The sequence below is a fragment of the Aliiroseovarius sediminilitoris genome (assembly GCF_900109955.1).
GTDB classification, from domain to species: Bacteria; Pseudomonadota; Alphaproteobacteria; order Rhodobacterales; family Rhodobacteraceae; genus Aliiroseovarius; species Aliiroseovarius sediminilitoris.
Map to the genome: position 1 here is coordinate 26022 of NZ_FOJB01000002.1, position 21501 is coordinate 47522.

General features: G+C 59.8%; 21 protein-coding genes. 18 read left to right on the plus strand and 3 right to left on the minus strand.

Annotation, left to right across the window (positions count from 1 at the left end; genetic code table 11):
* Positions 1–252: 252 nt before the first annotated feature.
* Positions 253–453, minus strand: a complete 201-nt coding sequence (locus tag BMY55_RS15195) for a heavy-metal-associated domain-containing protein (RefSeq protein WP_091432799.1) — start codon at positions 451–453, stop codon at positions 253–255.
* Positions 454–601: 148 nt separating this feature from the next.
* Between BMY55_RS15195 and BMY55_RS15200 the strand changes: the two genes are divergently transcribed.
* The 4 genes from BMY55_RS15200 (at position 602) to BMY55_RS15215 (ending at position 5337) form a co-directional block, all read left to right on the plus strand.
* Positions 602–3109 carry a heavy metal translocating P-type ATPase gene (locus BMY55_RS15200; protein ID WP_091432802.1) on the plus strand — a complete coding sequence of 836 codons (2508 nt, stop codon included), beginning with the start codon at positions 602–604 and terminating at the stop codon, positions 3107–3109.
* A gap of 19 nt (positions 3110–3128) precedes the next feature.
* Positions 3129–3524 carry a Cu(I)-responsive transcriptional regulator gene (gene cueR / locus BMY55_RS15205; RefSeq protein WP_091433197.1) on the plus strand — a complete coding sequence of 132 codons (396 nt, stop codon included), beginning with the start codon at positions 3129–3131 and terminating at the stop codon, positions 3522–3524.
* A gap of 700 nt (positions 3525–4224) precedes the next feature.
* Positions 4225–4713, plus strand: coding sequence for a peptidase associated/transthyretin-like domain-containing protein (locus tag BMY55_RS15210; protein ID WP_091432804.1), 489 nt, complete (start codon positions 4225–4227; stop codon positions 4711–4713).
* An 18-nt stretch (positions 4714–4731) separates the two neighbouring features.
* Positions 4732–5337, plus strand: coding sequence for a ferric reductase (locus tag BMY55_RS15215; RefSeq protein ID WP_091432806.1), 606 nt, complete (start codon positions 4732–4734; stop codon positions 5335–5337).
* A gap of 21 nt (positions 5338–5358) precedes the next feature.
* On the opposite strand, the gene BMY55_RS15220 is transcribed toward BMY55_RS15215, so the two are convergent.
* Both BMY55_RS15220 and BMY55_RS15225 read right to left on the minus strand, forming a co-directional pair.
* A complete protein-coding gene (locus BMY55_RS15220; protein WP_091432809.1) occupies positions 5359–6231 on the minus strand; it encodes an amidohydrolase family protein in 873 nt (290 codons plus the stop codon).
* On the minus strand, positions 6231–7229 hold the full coding sequence (locus BMY55_RS15225) for an ester cyclase (protein WP_091432813.1): 999 nt from the start codon (positions 7227–7229) through the stop codon (positions 6231–6233). Before BMY55_RS15225 ends, BMY55_RS15220 begins: the two co-directional genes overlap by 1 nt.
* Before the next feature lie 125 nt (positions 7230–7354).
* On the opposite strand from BMY55_RS15225, the gene BMY55_RS15230 reads away from it, so the two are divergent.
* The 14 genes from BMY55_RS15230 (at position 7355) to BMY55_RS15295 (ending at position 21456) form a co-directional block, all read left to right on the plus strand.
* On the plus strand, positions 7355–8410 hold the full coding sequence (locus tag BMY55_RS15230; RefSeq protein WP_091432816.1) for an ABC transporter ATP-binding protein: 1056 nt from the start codon (positions 7355–7357) through the stop codon (positions 8408–8410).
* Positions 8411–8492: 82 nt separating this feature from the next.
* Positions 8493–9698 (plus strand): ABC transporter substrate-binding protein, encoded by a 1206-nt coding sequence (locus tag BMY55_RS15235; RefSeq protein ID WP_245744787.1) that lies wholly within the window; start codon positions 8493–8495, stop codon positions 9696–9698.
* Positions 9699–9777: 79 nt separating this feature from the next.
* On the plus strand, positions 9778–10800 hold the full coding sequence (locus BMY55_RS15240; RefSeq protein WP_091432822.1) for a carbohydrate ABC transporter permease: 1023 nt from the start codon (positions 9778–9780) through the stop codon (positions 10798–10800).
* Position 10801: 1 nt separating this feature from the next.
* Positions 10802–11956: a carbohydrate ABC transporter permease gene (locus tag BMY55_RS15245; RefSeq protein ID WP_091432825.1), complete on the plus strand. Its 1155-nt coding sequence runs from the start codon at positions 10802–10804 to the stop codon at positions 11954–11956.
* Positions 11957–12080: 124 nt separating this feature from the next.
* Complete coding sequence (locus BMY55_RS15250) at positions 12081–12608, plus strand: ester cyclase (protein ID WP_091432828.1); 528 nt, start codon at positions 12081–12083, stop codon at positions 12606–12608.
* 13 nt (positions 12609–12621) lie between these two features.
* Positions 12622–13953 carry a histidinol dehydrogenase gene (hisD, locus tag BMY55_RS15255; RefSeq protein ID WP_091432831.1) on the plus strand — a complete coding sequence of 444 codons (1332 nt, stop codon included), beginning with the start codon at positions 12622–12624 and terminating at the stop codon, positions 13951–13953.
* Between the two features lie 58 nt (positions 13954–14011).
* The gene (locus BMY55_RS15260; protein ID WP_091432835.1) at positions 14012–15061 is read left to right on the plus strand and encodes an ester cyclase; all 1050 of its coding nucleotides are present in this window, start codon (positions 14012–14014) and stop codon (positions 15059–15061) included.
* The gene (locus BMY55_RS15265) at positions 15061–15828 is read left to right on the plus strand and encodes an SDR family NAD(P)-dependent oxidoreductase (protein WP_091432836.1); all 768 of its coding nucleotides are present in this window, start codon (positions 15061–15063) and stop codon (positions 15826–15828) included. Before BMY55_RS15260 ends, BMY55_RS15265 begins: the two co-directional genes overlap by 1 nt.
* Positions 15825–16841, plus strand: coding sequence for a LacI family DNA-binding transcriptional regulator (locus tag BMY55_RS15270; RefSeq protein ID WP_091432839.1), 1017 nt, complete (start codon positions 15825–15827; stop codon positions 16839–16841). The genes BMY55_RS15265 and BMY55_RS15270 overlap by 4 nt, the downstream gene beginning before the upstream one ends.
* Positions 16838–17812, plus strand: a complete 975-nt coding sequence (locus BMY55_RS15275; RefSeq protein WP_091432842.1) for a nuclear transport factor 2 family protein — start codon at positions 16838–16840, stop codon at positions 17810–17812. The genes BMY55_RS15270 and BMY55_RS15275 overlap by 4 nt, the downstream gene beginning before the upstream one ends.
* Before the next feature lie 151 nt (positions 17813–17963).
* Positions 17964–18926, plus strand: coding sequence for a cupin domain-containing protein (locus tag BMY55_RS15280; protein WP_091432845.1), 963 nt, complete (start codon positions 17964–17966; stop codon positions 18924–18926).
* 20 nt (positions 18927–18946) lie between these two features.
* Positions 18947–20071 (plus strand): cobalamin-independent methionine synthase II family protein, encoded by a 1125-nt coding sequence (locus BMY55_RS15285; RefSeq protein ID WP_091432848.1) that lies wholly within the window; start codon positions 18947–18949, stop codon positions 20069–20071.
* Positions 20068–20760 (plus strand): alpha/beta fold hydrolase, encoded by a 693-nt coding sequence (locus BMY55_RS15290; protein WP_091432850.1) that lies wholly within the window; start codon positions 20068–20070, stop codon positions 20758–20760. The genes BMY55_RS15285 and BMY55_RS15290 overlap by 4 nt, the downstream gene beginning before the upstream one ends.
* Positions 20761–21456 carry an RraA family protein gene (locus tag BMY55_RS15295; RefSeq protein WP_091432854.1) on the plus strand — a complete coding sequence of 232 codons (696 nt, stop codon included), beginning with the start codon at positions 20761–20763 and terminating at the stop codon, positions 21454–21456. It begins immediately after the preceding gene.
* Positions 21457–21501 lie beyond the last annotated feature (45 nt).

Consider the following 21501-nt stretch of genomic DNA (forward strand, 5'->3'; position numbering starts at 1 on the left):
CTGCTCGCCGGGGTGCCTTGGCGAGGCAAGAGTTTACCGACTCTGTTTGATGCCCGAACTGTAACGTTCCAGATCGGCGGTCGAACGACCGGGACAAGAAGTCGAGATTGGCAGGAATGAGGTTAACGGAAGTGACCTCGTTCGGCGCAACCAAGGCCATTCGCGCCCTGTTCTTCGTTGAAGTGATGGCTAACGGCCGCCAACACCAGGCACTTGGCGTTGATGTGGCAACCGGCCAGACGGCGTATTGGCTTAGACAGCCATCGTGCTGGGATAACCCTCCTTGTTCAAGATCTCGGCCAGTTCGGCGTCATTTAGTCTGCTGCTGATGTCGACGGTGCGTGCATCAAGATCGAAGGCAAGAACCGCATCGCCATCGACGGCGTCGATCGCTTTTTCGATGGCTGCTTTACAATGACCGCAGCTCATGTCGGGCACGTTGAATTTGCTCATTACACTCTCCGTTTCGTTGATCATCAAGCGACATGGAGGTTCCCATGGGGTAAGGTCAAGAGTCAAAAATATATTACATTCAGTGCTTGACCTTACCCACACTGGAACCCAGATACATGCCTGATCCCCCCGAATCGCAGAGAGTGTCATGACGGAAAAAAACAATGTTACTTTGTCGGTCGAAGGTATGACTTGCGCCTCGTGCGTCGGACGTGTCGAAAAGACACTGACCGCAGTTCCCGGCGTATTAACTGCCGAAGTCAATCTGGCCAACGAAACTGCCCGAGTAAGCTTCGCCGCCCCCGCCAACTTGCCTGGGTTGATGGATACTTTGAGTGAAGCAGGCTATCCGGCCTCAACGAACGAAGTGACCCTTGAAGTCGAAAATATGACCTGCGCCAGCTGCGTTGGCCGGGTTGAACGCAAACTGATGGCCAGCACCGGTGTAATCGATGCGCAGGTCAATCTGGCCACAGAAACTGCAACCGTACGCTATGCCATCGGCGCAACTACGCCGGCAGATTTGGCCCGGATTTCCACCGAACTGGGATATCCAGCGAAGGTCAAGGCGGGTGAAGATCGCGACAAACAGGACCGCAAGGCAGCAGAGACTGCCCATCTCGGTCGACTGACCCTGATCGCGGCGGTTCTGGCTCTGCCGGTTTTCCTGATCGAGATGGGCGGTCATGTGGTTCCCGCGATACATATGTGGATCGAAAACAGCTTCGGTCTGCAAAACAGCCGGATTCTACAGTTTGTTCTGACCACGGTCGTCCTGTTCGGCCCCGGTCTGCGGTTTTATACCAAGGGATTTCCGCAACTGCTGAAGGGCGCGCCTGACATGAACTCGCTTGTCGCGCTTGGCACGTCCGCGGCCTATGTGTTCTCACTGGTGTCCACTTTCACACCGGGTCTGCTGCCGCCTGGCACTGATAATGTCTACTATGAAGCGGCAGCCGTGATTGTCGTCCTGATCCTGCTTGGCCGCTTTCTGGAAGCGCGCGCCAAAGGGCGCACAGGAGATGCAATCCGCAAACTTGTCGGGCTTCAGGCGAAAGCCGCACGGGTAGAGCGCGATGGCGAGGTCGTCGAGCTTCCGATCGAAGATATTGTCGTGGGCGATCTGATCCACGTGCGTCCAGGCGAAAAAATTGCCGTGGACGGCACTGTCTCCAGCGGTCGTTCATATGTCGATGAAAGCATGATCACCGGCGAACCCGTCCCGGTCGAAAAATCCACCGGGTCTGAGATCGTGGGCGCCACGGTGAATGGAACCGGCGCGCTGACGTTCCGCGCGACCAAGGTCGGGTCCGATACGATGCTGGCACAGATCATCAAGATGGTCGAAGAAGCCCAAGGTGCCAAATTGCCAATTCAGGGTCTTGTGGACCGGATCACATCCTGGTTCGTGCCTGCTGTCATGGTCATCGCGACCCTGACGGTGCTGGCATGGCTGTTCTTTGGTCCTGACCCGGCACTGAGCTTTGCGCTGATTGCGGGCGTCGCCGTCTTGATCATTGCCTGCCCTTGCGCGATGGGGTTGGCAACTCCGACGTCGATTATGGTCGGCACGGGTCGCGCAGCCGAAATGGGCGTCCTTTTCCGAAAGGGCGATGCCCTTCAGATGTTACAAGAGACGCGGGTGGTCGCGCTGGACAAGACCGGCACCTTGACACAAGGTCGCCCGGAATTGACGGACCTTATCGTCGCTGACGGGTTTGATGGCGATGAGGTGCTGCGCCTGGTTGCCGCCATCGAAGCGCAGTCCGAACACCCGATCGCCGAAGCCATCACGCGGGCCGCAGCCCAGAAGGGATTGAAAGGAGCCGTTGTCGAGGCGTTCACCTCGATCACGGGTTACGGTGTTGAAGCGACGGTTGAGGGCCATCGAATTCTTGTCGGTGCCGACCGGTTAATGAAGCGCGAAGGGATCGACCTGCGGGCGCTTGCTCAAACCGGCGAGGCACTGGGCCGTAAGGGGCGCACGCCGCTTTATGCTGCGATTGACGGACAGATCGCGGCAACAATTGCTGTGACGGATCCAATAAAGGCGACCACCCCGGCAGCTATCGCAGCATTCCATGATCTGGGGCTGAGCGTGGCAATGATCACGGGTGACAATCAGGGAACCGCCAACGCCATTGCGGCCGAATTGGGAATTGATATTGTCGTGGCTGAAGTCCTGCCCGAGGGCAAGGTTGCCGCTCTTGAAGATCTGCGAACGCGGGGCAAGCTGGCATTCGTCGGAGACGGCATCAACGACGCGCCCGCACTGGCAACAGCGGATGTGGGCATTGCCATCGGCACCGGGACGGATGTGGCGATCGAGGCGGCAGATGTTGTGTTGATGTCTGGTGAGTTGACAGGTGTCGTCAACGCCTTTGACATTTCAACGCGCACCATGCGCAATATCCGGCAGAACCTGTTCTGGGCTTTTGCATACAACACATTGCTGATCCCTGTGGCTGCCGGCGTGCTGTATCCGGCCTTCGGGTTGCTTTTGTCGCCGGTTCTGGCGGCGGGTGCGATGGCCCTTTCCAGTGTCTTCGTGCTGACGAACGCGCTGCGCTTGCGTTGGGTCAAACCGGTTCTGTTCGAAAAAGCACCGGTTCCGATGCAGGGGGATAACACTCTGAACCCGGCGCTGGCTGAATAAGCAGGAGGACGACATGAACCTGAATATTGGCGAAGTATCCAAGCGCACCGGCCTGCGGGCGAAAACCATCCGGTATTATGAGGATATCGGGTTGGTGAAACCTTTGCGGGACTGCAACGACTATCGGGTGTTCCGCGAAACCGATCTGCACAAACTCATTTTCCTGAGTCGTGCTCGTGGCTTGGGCTTCACAATCGATGATTGTCGTGCATTGCTTGCACTATACGAAGATGGCAGCCGCAGTAGTTCGGAAGTAAAAGATATCACAAACAGACACTTGGAAGAGATCGAAGCCAAGATCATTGACCTTCAGGCAATGCACGAGACATTGTCCCATCTGGCGATTGAATGCGCGGGGGATCACCGACCTGACTGCCCAATCCTAAAAGGACTGAGCGCCGAAATTGACCATTGATCTGAGACCAGTCTTTAATAAGGAACGCCTGATCGGATCTTCCGTTGCTGGCTTCGTCCCGGGCTTGGTGTGACGACTTGTTTTCCTCGCAATATTTCGATGTTCAGGACAAAAGCCTGACCGCGTGGCCTGACCTTCCCCGTATACGCGATGCGCTCAGATGCGTGAGCATCTGGGCGCCATAGTATTGGCGTAGCACGTATTTGAAATGACATTGACACCACCCCGTGACCGCGCAAAGCAACATCGGCATGGCTGGTCAGACCTGCTGTAGAAGATGGCTCCGCCCCGCCCAGCCATGCTCTGCTGCCACCAGATGTGACAGTTCTAGCTTGGACAAACACTGACACTTGCAACTGATTGCAACACCGACACACCAAATCCGAAGGGTCAGTGGATTCCGGGTATCAACGCCCAATTGATCAAGCTGCAACAAGCGGATGCCGTGTTGCTGAAAACCATCACTGTATATCGCTTCGGAGCGCCACGGCGGTCCTTCAGTTCTTGGACCAGTTGGTGTCAGATGACGCGAAATTATGGTGAACAGGCAAGGGGGCTTCACGATGCTGTGTGGCCGGTTTTGCCTGACGGCGGTTTGTATTATTGTTGACATCGAAAAAGTTCACCAAGGGCATATCTGGTCAACTTGACTGATCCAGAGCCATTGGTCCGGTTCATTGATCTGACAGGAGGGCCTTGGATGTCCAAAATCCTGATCAAACGCCGCACCCTTATTGCCACCGGGATCGCCGCCGCTGTGACCGGGGGGGCCGGTCTTTTGGTGCCTGCGCGGGCGCAAGGCCTTGCGCCGACCCGATCGATGCGCGGCGGGTCCAACAACTATCTGCCCGGTGCGCCGATTGTGGACCGGATAGGCAATGGTGGTTTCTGGATGACCGGCACAGTTCGCCGCGCAGGCGATGGTGCCCCGCTGGCGGGTCAACGCATTCAGGTCTGGGCCCATACAACCGAAGGTCACGAACGCGACCCGCACAGTCACGGTGCCACACTGACCGATGCGACCGGAGCGTTCCGGCTTGAGATGCCGCAGATCGTGCCAGCCTTTGGGCAACCGCACGGCCATCTGGCCTATGACGACGACGCATTCGAGACGGTCTTCCTGCGGCCCGTCATGGCCAGTTCGAAAGACACCAGCCTCAGCGCGCATTTTGTCCTGCAACCGGCCTGACAAGGCGTGCTTCGGGGGATGAACGGTTTCAGGACCATCCTTTCCGTGCTGGTCGTTGCGGGCACGATTGCGACACCGTTGCTACTCGCCGCGCAAAGCCCACTGCTCGCGTGGCGCGATCCGGTCTATATCGTGGCCGGGTTCGCTGGTATCATTGCGATGGCGTTTTTGCTGATCCAGCCATTGCTGGCGGCTGGGCTGTTTCCCGGCCTGCACCTGTTTGCCGGGCGTCGCGTGCATCGCGTGACCGGTGCAGGGCTGGTGCTTGCGGTGGTGATCCATGTCGGGGGCCTTTGGATCACAAGTCCGCCCGATGTCGTTGACGCACTTCTTTTCACGTCACCCACACCGTTTTCTGCTTGGGGTGTCATCGCGATGTGGGCGATGTTCGGTGCCGCCGGTCTGGCACTGGGGCGACGACATCTGAGGCTGCGGCTCTGGCGCCTTGGGCACACGTTACTGGTCGTTGTGGTCGTGGTCGGCAGCGTCATTCATGCGATGCTGATCGAAGGTGCCATGGAAACGATCTCGAAATCCGCGTTGTGCCTGCTGGTGCTGTTGGGGACCGCGAAAGCGGTGTCGGACCTGCGAGCCTGGTCCGGTCGTGGCCCCACCGCACGCTGATCGTGCCACGCGGCGGACATTTCAGCCGTCCAGCCGATAGAACCGACGCGAGACGGTTTCAAAGACCTGTTCGTGATCCGTTTTGGGCACCAGAAGCGCATGCGCGCTGAATAGGGTTTCATAATCGGAATACAGGCTGTCGACCGGGAAGTTAGAGCCGAACATGCAGCGATCCGGGCCGAATTGGTCAAGGCAGACCTCGATTATGGGCCGGAGATCTTCGGGTCTCCAGTCATGTTTGAACATGCCGAGTCCGGACAGTTTGCAGGTGACATGGGGCAGGGCAGACAGGTGGCGCAATGCCTGCGCCCAATCGGCAAGCCCGGTCGCCGAACGATCATGCGGGCTGCCCGCGTGACACAGGGCAATCTGCGTGTCGGGAGCTGTTTCCAGCACGCGGGCGGTGTTTTCCATTAGTTCCGGGATCAGTTGCAGATCGAAGCTCAGCCCGCGCCGTCCCAATTCGCGCAGGCCGTCAGCGAACCGGGGATTGTCAAGCAGCGTGTTGGTGCCGGTCATGGCATCTTCGCCCGGCGCGCGACCGACGATCTGGCGGGCGCCGCGCAGGGTCGAGAGGGTCTGGAACCGGTCAAGCTGATGCCCAAGGTCGGGCGCGGTCAGATCGCAAAAGACGACCTGCACCATTGGCCAGTCGGGATTGGCATCTGCCACGGACTGCACCCATTGCGCCTCGGCCCAACCATCTTCGGCACCCACCTGTACGTGCACGGAGCCCGTCACGCCTTGCGCGGTGGCATCGCGGCGAAACTCCTCCAGCAGATAATTGCGCTGGATCGAGGCGGGATCGCCGAAAAAACGTGACGTTCCTTTGGCCATCAACCACGGGTAATGCACCGCAGACAGATCCCAAAGATGGTGGTGGGCATCGATCATCACAGCTCTCCGTCAGCCAGTCGTTGCAGCACGTCATCACCTTGGTCTTTCCAGAAATGCAGAAGGTCAATGAATATCCAGTTTTCGGCCAGTTTGTCGCCATCGCGACGGTAAATGTCGATCACGCGGAACGCGCCGGTTTCGCCGGTGGGGGCATGCCCCATGAACTCGCCGGTCAGACGGGCAGTGAAATTGGGCCAGCCGAAGAAGCCTCCATAGTGACCTTCAGCCAACCGGGCGATATGGGTGGTTTTTGAGCGGTCAGAGAAGGCCGCGCGGAACGGCCCTGAATGCTGCCGCGCATATCGCGGGATCGTATAGGTCGCGCCGATGCCCGTCGGTCCCCACCACAACATGTCATCGGCCCAGGTCTGGCGCAGCTCGTCTTCCAGGCTCAAACCGCTTTGCCATTGCCCCAAATCGCCGATCATGCGGTTGATCACCGCAAGCGTCGCCTCGCCCTCGTCGGCGGGCTGCGGCGCGAGAAGTAGCCCATCATGAGTTTGCGGACCCGGCTGCACCAGTTGCGCGGCGGTCTGGCCGGGGAACGGGTCAAGACCGGCTTGCACCATCAGGTGGGGCAGGTCGAAATACATTGCGGTTTCGACGATCTTACCATCCGCGACCCGGTTGAATTCGCAATAGCGCAGCATGGCGATCTTGTGGGTCGGAGGGATGTTCAGAAACGGTTCGTCAAACAGCCCCATCAGATGCCCCATCGACACCACCCATATGCCGTTGAATCCATCCATCTGATTGCGTCCGGCAAAGAAGACATCCTCGCGCCGTTGCAAGGACGTCAGGCTGCTGCGCAGGGGCACCCAGAACAGGCGGTCCACCTCTTGGATTGATCCAAGTTCGCCAAACGGATGGAACCCACGCCAGAGGTAATCGGGGGCGGTGTGTGCCGCAAGCGCGTCTAGGGCGTTGATTCCCGGCGCGATCAGGTCCGCGTGATGGCGCCGGACGATGTCCTTGGCGGTTTGAAGGTCTTGCATTTGCTTCTCTTTACAGTCAGTTGCGCCTGAAATTGCATACGTTTGCAAATATAGCTTGCCAAATTGTCGCAGCAAAGTCTAACATTATTGCATTCGTATGCAAAACCCAATGGGAGGGGGTCCGAATGGCAGAGATCGAACTGCGCAACATCAGCAAGCGTTGGGGCGCATTTGTCGGCGTCGATAATTTCGACCTGACCATCGCCGATAAGGAATTCCTGGTTTTGCTAGGGCCGTCCGGGTGCGGCAAGACCACCACGATGCGGATGATCGCCGGGCTGGAGGATGCCAGCGAAGGCGACATTATCGTTGACGGAGAGCGGGTGAATGACAAGGAACCCAAGGATCGCGACGTGGCCATGGTGTTCCAAAGCTATGCGCTTTACCCGAACATGAACGTCTATGAAAACATCCGCTTTCCGCTGAAGGTGCGCGGCAATGACCCCTCCACCCACCATGAACGCGTGATGCAGGCCGCCGAACGGGTCGAGCTTCTGGACTTTCTGGATCGAAAACCGGCCGCCCTGTCGGGCGGTCAACGGCAGCGCGTGGCGCTGGCGCGGGCCATCGTCCGCAAGCCCAAAGTGTTCTTGATGGACGAACCCCTGTCCAATCTGGATGCCAAGCTGCGGGTCTCGACCCGCGCGCAGATCAAGAACCTTAGCCACGATCTGGCGGCGACCACCATTTACGTGACCCATGACCAGATCGAGGCGATGACCTTGGCGGATCGGGTCGTCGTGATGAAAAAAGGTGTGGTGCAGCAGGTTGGCAGCCCGACCGAGATCTATGACACCCCGGCCAATACGTTTGTCGCCAGCTTTATCGGCTCACCTGCCATGAACCTGATGGATGGAGAGGTAAAGGGCGGCACGTTCCGGGCACAAAACACCGAAATCCGCGGCCTGAACGCCCCCGACGGCCCCGTCACGCTTGGCTTTCGCGCCGAAGATGCCGCCTTGGCCGAGACCGGGCAGGGGCAGATCAACGCGCCGATCTATACGCTTGAGCTGCTGGGCGACGCGACGATGATTTCCGTGCGTATCAATGGCGCGCTGGTGTCGGTGAAATCCGACAAGACCTTCCGGGCAGAGATTGGGGACATGGTCTCGATCTCGGTCCCGAATGAGATTTGCCACAGTTTCGAAGCCACCGAAGATGGCAAACGTATCGAGGGCTAGCCCTCAGACACTTGCCGCGACAGCGGCACAACCATGGTCCGCGCGTCGACGGCGGACCTGACAAAACAGGGAGACATTTCTGATGTTCAAGAAACTTGCATTGGCCGGCGTATTGTCGGTGATGGCAACCGGCGCATGGGCCGAGTGTGCCTATGAAAACACCACACCTTTGAAATCGCTGTCCGCCGGGTTCGAAGCCTGGAAGGCGGTCACGGATGCGATGGCGGAATGCGGAAATTTCCAAGCCTCGCTGGATCAGGATTTCCGCGAGAAGCAGCCCGAAGCCTTCGCGGCAAAACCTGCGCTGTATCAGATTGGCGGTGTTGCAAACTCGACCATGGTGCCGCTGTTGAATGCGGGCACAATTCGGCCGCTGGATGATCTGGTAGCAAAGTATGGCCAGCACCTGAAGCCCAACCAGCTGATCAAGGTGGACGGCAAGACCTATGCGATTGCGATGATGGTGAACCTGCAACACCTGATGTATCGCGAGGACATTCTGAATGACCTCGGCATCGCGGTGCCCACGACCTATGCCGAGATGCTGGACGCGGCCGCGAAGATCAAAGAGGCGGGCGTTGTGGAGTATCCCATCGGTGCCACCTTCAAGACCGGCTGGAACCTGGGCGAAGAATTCATCAACAACTATCTGGGTGAAGGCGGCGAATTCTTTGCCGAGGGCAACATGCCCAACATCAACAATGAAAAAGGTGTGGCCGCGCTGGAAGTGATGAAAGCGCTGACCGAGTATATGGATCCGGAATATCTGGTCTCGGATTCGACTTATGTTCAGCAGCAATTCCAACAGGGCAAGATCGCCATGGCGAACCTGTGGGCCAGCCGTGCCGCCGCGATGAATGACGAAGCCGAAAGCCAGGTCGTTGGCAAGGTCGTGATGGCCGCCGCCCCGATGGGGTCCGAGCGTCCGGCCTCGTCGCTGTGGTGGGATGGCGTCGTCTTTGCCACCAACATGACAGACGAAGAGGCCGAAGCTGCCTTTCAGGTGGCCATGGAGGGTATGGATACCGAAATGGTCAAGGCGAACAATGACGCTGCCGTCTGGCTGATCGACGGGTTTGATGCCGGGCCGCTGGCCAAAGGGGCCTATGAGACCGCGCAGAAAGGCACGGCACCCTATCCCGGATCCGGACCGATGGGCATCATGCACACGGTGCTGGGTAACGGCATTTCGGATTACCTGAATGGTGCCAAGGATGCGACCACGACGCTGGCTGACATCGAAGCGGCCTATATCACCGCCGCCAAGGAATCGGGCTTGGTGCAGTAATTCCTTCTGAACGGGGGAGGGTTTCAGCTCTCCCCCCTCTTTCCACCAGTAACTTCAGGACCATGAGAAAGGCAGAGCCATGAATTTCAAGACTTTCGCAGCCTTCGTCGGGCCATCTGTCTTTATGATGCTCCTGTTTATCGCGTTCCCGCTGGCAAGTGTGCTGAAGCAGAGCTTCTATGTCACTCAGCCGGTCTATGAAACGGTGGAGGTCGAGACATGCTCGCCGGGGTTTCCCGACCAGATTTGCGTGACCGAGCAAAAATCCGTTCCGCAACTGGATAAAGATGGCAACATCGTCGAGATCACGACCTTCGTCGGCCTGCAAAGCTATCGCAATGTGTTGGAGTTGGAGCGGGCATGGAATGCCATCAAAACTGATGGACTGATGGCCCTTCAGTCGATTGATTTCTGGAAGGCGCTGCGGTTCACCCTGACATTCACCCTGATCACCTTGCCGATTGTCGTGGCGTCCGGGCTTGGCATCGCGCTGATGATCAACAATGCCTCACTTGCCATCAAGGGGCCGGTGATCTTCATCTCGCTCTTGCCGTTCATCATCACGCCGGTCATCGGTGCGCTCAGCATCAACTGGCTGTTTCGCGGCGACGGTATTCTGACCGCCCTTATCGAATGGTATTTGCAGCGCGACGTGTCGATGTTTGCGCAGGCCTGGACCATCGAGATTCTGATCATGCTGTATCGTGTGTGGCACGTGGCCCCGTTTGCGGCGATCGTGTTCTATGCGGGGCTTCAGACGGTCAACAGTGACGCGCTGGAAAGCGCCGTGATCGACGGGGCAAGCAGATGGCAGCGAATGAAATATGTGGTGATCCCGCATCTGACCCCGCTGATCATCTTCATTTCGATGATCCACCTGATGGACGCCTATCGCGTCTTCGAAGAAATCGTCGGCTTCTCAAGCCAGGGCTATGTCATCAGCTTGCAATGGCTGACCTATGACTTCCTGGTGCCGGATCAGGCGGGCAACCGGTCGATCAGCCGGGCTTCGGCCTCGGCGATGCTGACCATGATCGGGATTGCCGTTCTCCTGGTTCCGCTTCTGCGCCGCACCTGGCAAGACCATAAAGGAGGTCACTAAGATGTCGTCTCGCGCTCTTCGTCAGCCTTTGGGGCTGAAACTCACCTCGGCGTCGTTTTTGGCGCTTTGGTGCATCGTCGCGGCCTTCCCGATCTTCTGGATCACGGTGATGAGCTTCAAATCCCCGGTCGATGCGTTTTCGTCCAACCCGCTGAACGTCATCTTTGGCCCTAACACACGAGCTGGCGGTCAGGGACTTTCCATCCTGGATATCCTGTTCGGGATCGTGGTGATCTGGGTGACGGCCCGGCTGGCCACCAAGACCCTGCCGATCATGGTCGCCGCCTATGCGCCCTCTGGCCAGAAATGGATTGGATGGCTGATCGGCGCGCTTGCCCTTGTCATCGGTTTCCTTGTCACCTTCTTCGCGATCCTGCCAGCCATCCTTGACGTGCTGAACCCATGGTTTGGCCCGCTGGGCCGGGATGTCATCGGTCTGACCACCGAGCATTACAAAACCGTTTGGATCGACCGCGGGTTTTCCAACAACTTCAAGAACTCGATGATTGTCACCACCGGCGTTGTGACCGTGTCGCTGACGGTGGGCACGCTGGCGGGCTATGGGCTTGCGCGGTCCGGGTCGGGCATTGCCTTCGCGATTCTTATCATTGCGCTGGTATTTCGGGCGTTGCCGCATTCGGTGCTGGTGGCGGGTTATCTGCCGGTGTTCATCTCGTCGTCCGAGTGGCTGGCCCCGATCCTGGGCGACAACGCCCCCACGCTTTATGGCAAACCCTTCGCGGTCATCGCGGTGCTGGTTGCCATCAATCAACCCTTCACGATCTGGATGCTGCGGTCATTCTTTCAAAGTATCCCTGCCGAGCTGGACGAGGCCGCGCGGGTCGATGGTTGCAACCACTTCCAGGCCTTCCGTCGTGTCATCATGCCGGTGATGTGGCCGGGGGTGATCACGACCGGGCTGTTTTCCTTCCTGTTGGGCTACAATGACTTCCTTGTCACCTCGCTTCTGCTGGATGCGCAGAACCAGACCATGGTGCCAGCCATCGCCGGGATGTTCAGCCGCGAAACCACCACGACGGATCAGGTTGTCGCCGTGGCTGCGGCGGTGTCGATCACCGCGCCTTTGTTCTTCCTTGTCATGGTGTTCCAACGCCAGATTGTCAGCGGTCTGACCGCAGGCGCGGTGAAAGGCTGATGAGCAGCCGGGCAAGACATAACGCGCGGTGCGGCCATCCGGCCCTGAACAGAATGCCGCGGGATTTCCTGCTGGGGCGTCCACGCCCCGCACGATCCCAACGTATTTTGACAGGAGAGACAGAATGAAAGGTTCCCGCCCCGAACAAGCGGTGCTGACCCGTGATACGGATATGTCGAAAACCGACGATACCCGCCGGGTGATCGAAGCCATGGTTGATGGCCTGAACGACCACCGCATCAACGATATTGGCGAGTTCTTTGCCAATGGATTTCGTTGGATGGGCAATCGGGGATGCGGCACGAAAAACGGGTTGAAAGAATTTCAGACCAACTGGCAGCGCCCGTTTCAAGCGGCGTTTTCGGACAAGACCTGCATCGACGAGGCGCGTCTTTATATGGGGGAATGGGCCGCGGCGTTTGGCCGACAGGAAGCCACCCATTCCGGCGAATTTCTGGGCATCGCCCCCACCGGAAAGCGGGTCGAGATCCGCTATATGGATTTCTGGAAAGTGGTCGACGGCAAGATCACCGACAACTGGGTGAATGTCGATTTCGCCCATGTGGCCGCGCAACTGGGCGTGGATCTTTTTAACGGCGAAGGCTGGGAAGCCTATGACCGGGGCGAACGTGTACCCCCCCGGCCCGAATAAGCGAGGAAAAGCAATGACGATCACACATCTGAAACGCGGCAAACCCGAGGCTGATCGTGCCGAGGATGACGCGCAGACGGCCGCTGTTGTGGCGGCGACGCTGAAGGACATCGAGACCCGTGGCGATGCCGCCGTGCGCGAGCTGGCGGTGAAGTTTGATGGCTATGACCGCGACAGCTATCGCCTGACGCAACAAGAGATTGACGCGCTGATCGCGAAGGTCAGCCCGCGCGAGCTGGCGGACATCAAGTTTGCGCAATCGCAGGTCACAAAGTTCGCCCAGGCGCAGCGCGACAGCATGCTGGACATAGAGGTCGAGACCTTGCCGGGTGTGATCCTTGGTCACAAGAACATCCCGGTGCAGTCGGTCGGCTGCTATGTGCCGGGCGGCAAGTTCCCGATGGTGGCAAGCGCGCATATGTCGGTGGCCACCGCGAAGGTTGCGGGTGTGCCGCGCATCATCGCCTGCACGCCGCCCTTCAACGGCGAACCGAACCCCGCGGTGATCGCCGCGATGCATCTGGGCGGCGCACACGAGATTTACGTGCTGGGCGGCATCCAGGCCGTGGGCGCGATGGCGCTTGGCACGGAAACCATTGCCCCCGTGCATCTGCTGGTTGGCCCCGGCAATGCCTTTGTCGCGGAGGCCAAGCGGCAGCTTTTCGGCCGCGTCGGCATCGACCTGCTCGCCGGCCCGACCGAGACCATGGTGATCGCCGACGACACCGCTGCCGACGCCGAACTGTGCGCCACCGACCTTCTGGGTCAGGCCGAGCATGGCTATAACAGCCCCTGCGTGCTGCTGACCAACTCGCGCAAGCTGGCCGAGGACACGATGGCCGAGATCGACCGCCTCCTTCAGATCCTGCCCACCGCCGGCACCGCGAAAGTGTCGTGGGACGATTATGGCGAGGTCATTGTCTGCGACACATATGAAGAAATGCTGAAGGTCGCCGACGACATCGCGTCCGAGCACGTGCAGGTGATGACCGACCGCGACGACTGGTTTCTTGAGAACATGACCTGCTATGGCGCGCTGTTCCTGGGGCCGCGCACCAACGTGGCCAATGGCGACAAGGTGATCGGCACCAACCACACGCTGCCGACCAAGAAGGCGGGCCGCTATACCGGCGGGCTGTGGGTCGGAAAGTATCTGAAAACACACAGCTATCAGAAGGTCACAACGGACGAGGCCGCGGCGATGATCGGCGAATACGGCTCGCGCCTGTGCATGCTGGAAGGCTTCGTCGGCCACGCCGAACAATGCAACATCCGCGTGCGACGCTATGGCGGTGTGAACGTGCCTTATGGCGAAGGCGCGCCCTATCGCGACGCAGCAGAGTAGTACTAACAACGTGCGGGGATCGCGAAACGACACCCCGCCAACACATGAGACAACGAAAATGGATGTTCAAAGCAAGAACAAGGCTCTGATCGCACCTGTGCGGGCGGCGATGTATGATTTTGACGCGGGCAAACTGCGCAAGGCGCTGGCAGACGCCTGTGCACCGGATGCGGTGTTTCACCTGTGTTTCCCGTTTGGCGACAGCATCGGGGCCGGCGCCTTTTGTGACACTGCCTATCGCGACCTGCTGGACGCCTGGCCGGATCTGGAGCGGCGTGATTATATCGTCATGGCCGGACCGGACGAAGACGGCGCGGAATGGGTCGGCTGTGGTGGCTATTACACCGGCACGTTCGAGGCCCCGTGGCTGGACATCCCCCCCACCGGTCATCAGGTCCATATGAGGTTTCACGAGTTCTTCCGCATCGAAGACGGCAAGATCGTCGAATTTCAGGGCCTGTGGGACATTCCCGAGGTGATGATGCAGGCCCATGCCTGGCCGCTGGCCCCGTCGCTTGGGCGCGAATGGCATGTGCCGGGTCCGGCCACCTGTGATGGTATCCTGACCGGCCCCTATGACATGAACAAGGGCACCGCGTCCCGTCAGCATATCATCGACATGCTGGAACATATGAAGCGCCACCCCAGCCAGGGCGGCCCCGAAGTGATGGAGATGGACAGGTTCTGGCACGAGAAGATGAGCTGGTATGGCCCATCGGGCATCGGCACCGGTCGCGGTATCCGGGGGTTCCGCAACTGGCATCAAATCCCGTTTCTGTCGGGGATGCCGGATCGCGGCAAATATGTGGACCAGATCGACTATCACTTCTTTGGCGATGGCGATTATGCTGCCGTGACCGGGTGGCCTGACATGATCCAGACCGTCACCCATGGCGGCTGGCTGGGCATCGCGCCGTCGGGCAAGAAGATCACCATGCGCAGCCTTGATTTCTGGCGCATTGAAAACGGCAAGATCCGGGAAAACTGGGTGTTGGTCGACCTGCTGGATGCATATGACCAGTTGGGTGTGGACGTGTTTGCACGTCTGCGGGAGTTCAACAAGGTGCGCCATATGGGGCGCCTTAATATCCCTGATGGAATGAGCTGATGGATAAACTGCCCAAAACCCCCTCGTTTCGACTTGATGGTCGTCGCGCGCTTGTGGCCGGGGCCAGTTCCGGGATCGGCCTGGCGTGCGCGGCTGCTTTGGGCGAAGCCGGGGCCGAAGTGGTTCTGGCCGCCCGGCGCGCCGATGCGTTGAAGGCGCTGGTCGGCGAAATGACGGCTGCGGGTATGTCTGCCCGTGCGCTGCCGTTGGACGTGTCCGATATTGCGGGCACGCAGGCGGCGATTGCGGGAAACGGACCCTTTGATGTGCTCGTGAACTCCGCCGGACTGGCGCGCCACAGTCCCGCGACCGAGACCACCGAAGCGGATTTCGACGCGGTGTCCGACTTGAACATCAAGGGCGCTTATTTCCTGACCCAAGCGGTGGCGAAGGGGCTGATTGCAGCCGGAAAGCCCGGCAGCCTGATCAACATATCCTCGCAAATGGCGCATGTGGGCGGGGTGGACCGGGCGGTCTATTGCGCGACCAAACACGCGGTCGAGGGCTTCACCAAGTCGATGGCGATCGAATGGGGCAGGGCGGGCATCCGCGTCAACACGATCTGCCCGACTTTCATCCTGACAGACTTGACCCGATCCACCTTTGAGCAGCCGGACAAACGCGCCTGGATCGAAGACAAGATCAAGCTGGGTCGCGTGGGTGAGGTCGAGGATATCATGGGCGCGGTGCAATTCCTGGCCTCGGACGCGTCCAGCCTTGTCACCGGCACGGCCTTGATGATCGACGGGGGATGGACCGCAGAATGAGCAAAGTGACCTCAGCCCAAGTTGCACAGCGCGCGGGCGTCAGCCAATCTGCCGTCAGCCGGGTGTTTACCCCCGGCGCCTCCGCGTCGAAGCGCACGGTTGAGAAGGTCAGGAAAGCTGCGGATGAACTGGGCTATCGCCCCAATTCGCTGGCGCGCGCGATGGTGTCGGGCAAAAGCCGGATAATCGGCCTGGTCGTGGCCTATCTGGAAAACCACTTCTATCCCGAAGCCTTGGAAAAACTGTCCAATGCGTTGCAGGAACAGGGCTATCACATCCTGATTTTCATGGCTTCCAGCACGTCCGGTGACATCAGCGACGTGGTCGAGGAAATTCTGGATTATCAGGTCGATGGGATCATCACCGCCTCGGTCGCCATGTCGTCGGATCTGACCGACCGCTGCCGCAAGGCCGGGGTGCCGATTGTCCTGTTCAACCGGTCGCAGGACGGGCCGGACCTGTCCTCGGTCGCGTCGAACAATGTCGCGGGCGGGCGCAAGATAGCCGAGTTCCTGATCGCGGCGGGGCACCGGAAAATCGGCTACATCGCGGGGTGGGAAGGGGCGTCGACCCAGCGTGACCGCGAGGCTGGGTTCCGGACCGGACTGGCTGCGGCCGGTGTTTCGCTTCACAGCCGCGCCGTGGGGGATTTCCGTTCTGACCGCGCTGCCGAGGCCGCACGGCAGATGTTCTCGGGCGATGATCGGCCCGACGCGGTGTTTGTCTGCAACGATCACATGGCCTTCGCGGTGATGGATGTATTGCGGTCAGATCTTGGCCTGTCGGTGCCCGGTGACGTGTCGGTCGTTGGCTACGACGATGTGCCGATTGCCGGCTGGCCCGCCTATGACCTGACCACCGTGCGCCAACCCGCCAACCGTATGGTGGCCGAAACCGTCGGCCTGCTTCTGGCGGAAATCGACGGCACCGGGAAAGGCCCGCAAAAGATTGAAATTGACGGCCCGCTAGTCGTGCGCGGCTCGGCCCGCAAACCGGAAGGATGGAGCGAATGAAGGGTTTTGACAGCAAGTTCAAGGATTTCCCCGACTATATCATCGGGATCACCAAGGAAATCTGGGAAGATCGCGGCATCGCCACGCTGCATGACTACTATGCACCCGATATCGTTGTGCGCTCGCCTGCCTCGGTCGTGGTGGGCAATCAGGATGTCATCGGCGCGACCATGGCCACGCTGGCAGAGTTTCCCGACCGCACCCTGCTGGGCGAAGATGTAATCTGGTCGGGCACCCCGGAAGAGGGGATGTTGTCCTCGCACCGGTTGTTTTCGACCGCGACGCATCTGGGCGATGGGGTTTATGGCAAGGCGACTGGGAACAAGCTGGCCTATCGCATCATCGCGGACTGCCACGCGATCAACAACCAGATCAATGATGAATGGCTGATCCGCGACCAGGGCGCGATTGTGCGCCAGATGGGGTGGGAACCGAAGGATTATGCAAGTGACCTGATCGCGCGTGAGGGCGGGCCAGAGCGTTGCGTGAAACCCTTCACCCCCGCCAATGACAAGCCCGGCCCCTATAAGGGCAACGGTAATGACAATGAATGGGGCCAGAAATACGCCGACATCCTGACGCGCATCATGAATGCCGACATGACCGCGATCGAATCCGAGTATGACCGCGCGGTGCAATCGGAATATCCGGGCGGTGCCACAGGTCACAGCTGGGGGCCGGTGGATCGGTTCTGGATGGGGCTGCGTGCATCCTTCCCGAATGCCACCTTCACCATCCACCACCAGATCGGGCGCGATGATCCGTTGATGCCGCCGCGCGCCGCGCTGCGTTGGACGTTGCACGGCAAGCATGACGGCTGGGGCGTTTTCGGCGTGCCGACCGGGGCCGAGGTCTATGTGCTGGGCGCAAGCCATGCCGAGTTCGGGCCGTGGGGTTTGCGGCGGGAATTCACTCTGTTCGATGAAACCGCGATCTGGAAACAGATCCTGTTGCAAACCGGAGAGGTGTAAGTGTCAACCGACGCTCTTCATCTGGACGCGGGTCAGGCCGCACGCAGGTTTCATAACTTCTGCGCGTCCCGGCGCGCGCGGCGGTTGAATGACCACCCGCCCGGTGTCCGGGTTTGATCCACACAAACCCAACCCGATAGGAGACAGACCAATGAGCAACATCCAAGACCGCATCGTTCGCTATGGCGAGCTGCAACCCTGCAAAACCGCCTTCATCGACGCCCACACGCCGGGCTCGGACCAGAAGGAAAACTTCACCATCATCGGCGGCGGCGTCAGTGAAAGCCCAGATCAGCACGTTCACATCACCGATCAGATCGGCTTCAACATCGGCGCGGCGGGGCAACCGCCGAAATGCCGCAACTCGCTGCATTCCCATACCACCGCCGAGGTGTTCTTTGTCCTCAAGGGACGTTGGCGGTTCTTCTGGGGCCGCTATGGCACAGCGGGCGAATTCGTGGCCGAAGAAGGCGATATTTTCAACATCCCCACCGGCATTTTTCGCGGATTTGAAAACATCGGCACCGACTATGGCATGATCATGGCTGTGTTGGGCGGCGACGACGCGGGCGGCGGCGTGACCTGGGCCCCGCAGGTGATCGAAGACGCCAAGGACCATGGGCTTGTGTTGGGGGATAACGGTGCGCTTTACGACTCCAAGAAGGGTCAAAGCCTGCCGGATGGTGTGAAACCCATGCCACTTCTGACCGAAGAAGAGCTGAAGGCCTTCCCCGAAGTGCCGGTCGAAAATGTCGTGCGCGACTATGTCGCCCGGTATTGGGACTTGATGGCGCTGGCGGGCAAGAAACCCGCGAAAGTCATCGGCGAGGATGGGCTTTTGCGCGACAAACCGGGGTTCGAGGTTGAGTTCCTGACCCGCGTCTCGATCCCCGACGAAATGCACAGCCACGACAAACCCACGGTTCTGATGCCCATGCGTGGTCATTGGAAACTGCGGTATGAGGGCGGGGAAACCGTGCTGAACCCCGGCGACACCTGTCTGATCAATCCGGGCGAGTCCCATGCGCTTGCGCCGTCCATGACAGGCGAGGCGAGCCTTTATCGTGTCCGCACGACTGATGATCCGGCGGGCCTGACCTGGTCTGGCAAATAAGAAACTGTGAGGAGCCCATTATGACACGTATCAAAACAACCCATGTGGGCTCCTTGCCGCGCAGTCAGAAGGTGGTGGATTTCATCTTCGCCCGTGAGAACGGCACCGCCTATGACCCCGACGCGTTCGATGCCTGCATGACGCAGGCCGTGTCCGACACCGTGCGCAAACAGGTGGCGGCGGGGATTGACATCGTATCGGACGGTGAGACGTCGAAGATCTCTTACGCCACCTATGTCAAGGACCGCTATACCGGGTTTGACGGCGACAGCCCGCGCAATGCGCCGGCCGACCTGAAAATGTTTCCGGGCTTCCTGAAACGGCTGGCCGATGATGGCGGCACCCCACAATATGCACGCCCCATGTGCGTGGGTGAGGTGAAATCAAAAGGTCAGGGCGAGCTTGAAAAGGACATCGCGAACCTGAAAGCCGCGATGGACGAACATGGGGCAGAGCGCGGCTTCATGAACGCCGCCAGCCCCGGTGTGATCTCGCTGTTCCTTCAGAATGACTACTACACATCGCGCGAGGCTTATCTGGCCGCGCTGGCCGACGCGATGAAGGCGGAATACGAGACCATCGTGGCCTCGGGGCTGGACCTGCAACTGGATTGCCCCGACCTTGCCCTGTCGCGCCACATGCTGTTCACCGACTTGACGGATGACGAGTTCATCAAGGTCGCGAACCTGCATGTCGAGGCGTTGAACCACGCGCTGTTGGACGTCCCTGCCGACAAGGTGCGGGTGCATATCTGCTGGGGCAATTACGAGGGGCCGCATTGCTGCGACATTCCGATGGCCAAGATGTTCGACACGCTGATGGCAACGAAATCGCGCTATGTGCTGTTTGAAACCTCGAACCCGCGCCACGGGCATGAATGGACCACGTTCCGCGACCGCAATGGCGACATCCCAGATGACAAGATTCTGGTGCCCGGCGTCGTCGACACCACCACCAATTTCGTCGAGCATCCTGAACTTGTCGCCCAACGCATCCAGCGGTTCACCGACATTGTCGGCGCGGATCGGGTGATCGCGGGTTCGGACTGTGGTTTCGGCACGTTTGCGGGCTTTGGCGCTGTCGACCCTGACATCGCCTATGCCAAGCTTTCGGCCTTGGCCGAGGGGGCCGCGCTGATCAAATGACGCCCCTTGTGCTGCTTCCCGGAATGATGTGCGATGCGCGGCTGTTTGCGCCGCAATTCGCCGCTTTTTCGGGTCAGCGGATGGTGGTTAGCGCCCCCATCACCGAACATGACCGCGTTGAACGACTGGCCGAGGCTGTGCTGTCGGATGCCCCGCCGCGCTTTGCCCTGGCCGGTCTGTCCATGGGCGGCATCGTCGCGATGGAAGTATTGCGCCAGGCCCGCGATCGGGTCGAGCGGATCGCCCTTCTGGACACCAACCCGTTGGCTGAAACCGATGCCGTCAAAGCCCGTCGTTTTCCGCAAATGCAAAAGGTGCGCGAGGGCCAACTGGCGCATGTCATGCGTGACGAGATGAAGCCAAATTACCTGAGCGACGGCCCGCGCCGGCAGGAAATCCTCGATCTGTGCATGGAGATGGCGCTGGACCTTGGTCCGCATGTGTTTTTGACCCAGTCGCGGGCTTTGATGGGCCGGCCCGATCAGGCTGAAACCTTGCGGGCGACGCAGCTTCCGGCGCTGGTCCTGTGCGGGCGGGATGACACTTTGTGTCCTGTGGCGCGGCACGAATTGATGGCGGACCTGATCCCTGATGCTCACCTTGAAATCATCGACGGCGCGGGGCATCTGCCGACGCTGGAGCAACCCGAAAAAACCAACGTGGCGCTGGCGCGCTGGCTGGAGGACTGAATGGACAACACTCTTTTGACCATGCTGCAACGGGTCGATACACCCACCGTTTGCAACGCCATCGAGGTGGCGCAGGGCAAACGTGGCTTTGACGCGTTTACCCGTGGCACGATGCTGGCCTCGCACCCTGATGCCCCGGCCATTGTGGGCTATGCCCGCACCGCTCGGATCGCCGCCGTCGCGCCGCCGACCGAGGCGCCCGAAGTCATCAAGGCACGGCGCATGGACTATTACCGCCATATGTCACAAGGTTCGCGCCCCGCGCTGGCGGTGATTGAAGACGTGGATTTCCCCCGGTGCATCGGCGCCTATTGGGGCGAGATCAACACGACGGTGCATAAGGGTTTCGGCCTGTCCGGTGCGCTGACCAACGGGGTTATGCGTGACCTTGGCGATCTGCCGGACGGGTTTCCGGTGATTGCAGGCTCCATCGGTCCCAGCCATGGGTTCGTCCATGTAAAGGATATTGCGCAACCGGTGACGGTCTTCGGGTTGACCATCGCGGATGGCGATCTGGTCCATGCCGACCGCCACGGTGCGCTCGTCATTCCGCCCGACGTATTGCCTGATTTGGAAGCCGCAATCCGGCGCCTGTTGGACACCGAGAAACTTGTGCTGGACCCAGCACGTCAGGAAGGGTTCGACTTTGACGCCTTCGAAGCCGCGTGGTCAGCCTTTGAGGCGGCGCGGACATAGTGAAAGCGCAAGGGCCGGGCGAAGTTTGATCCGCCCGGCCCCTGT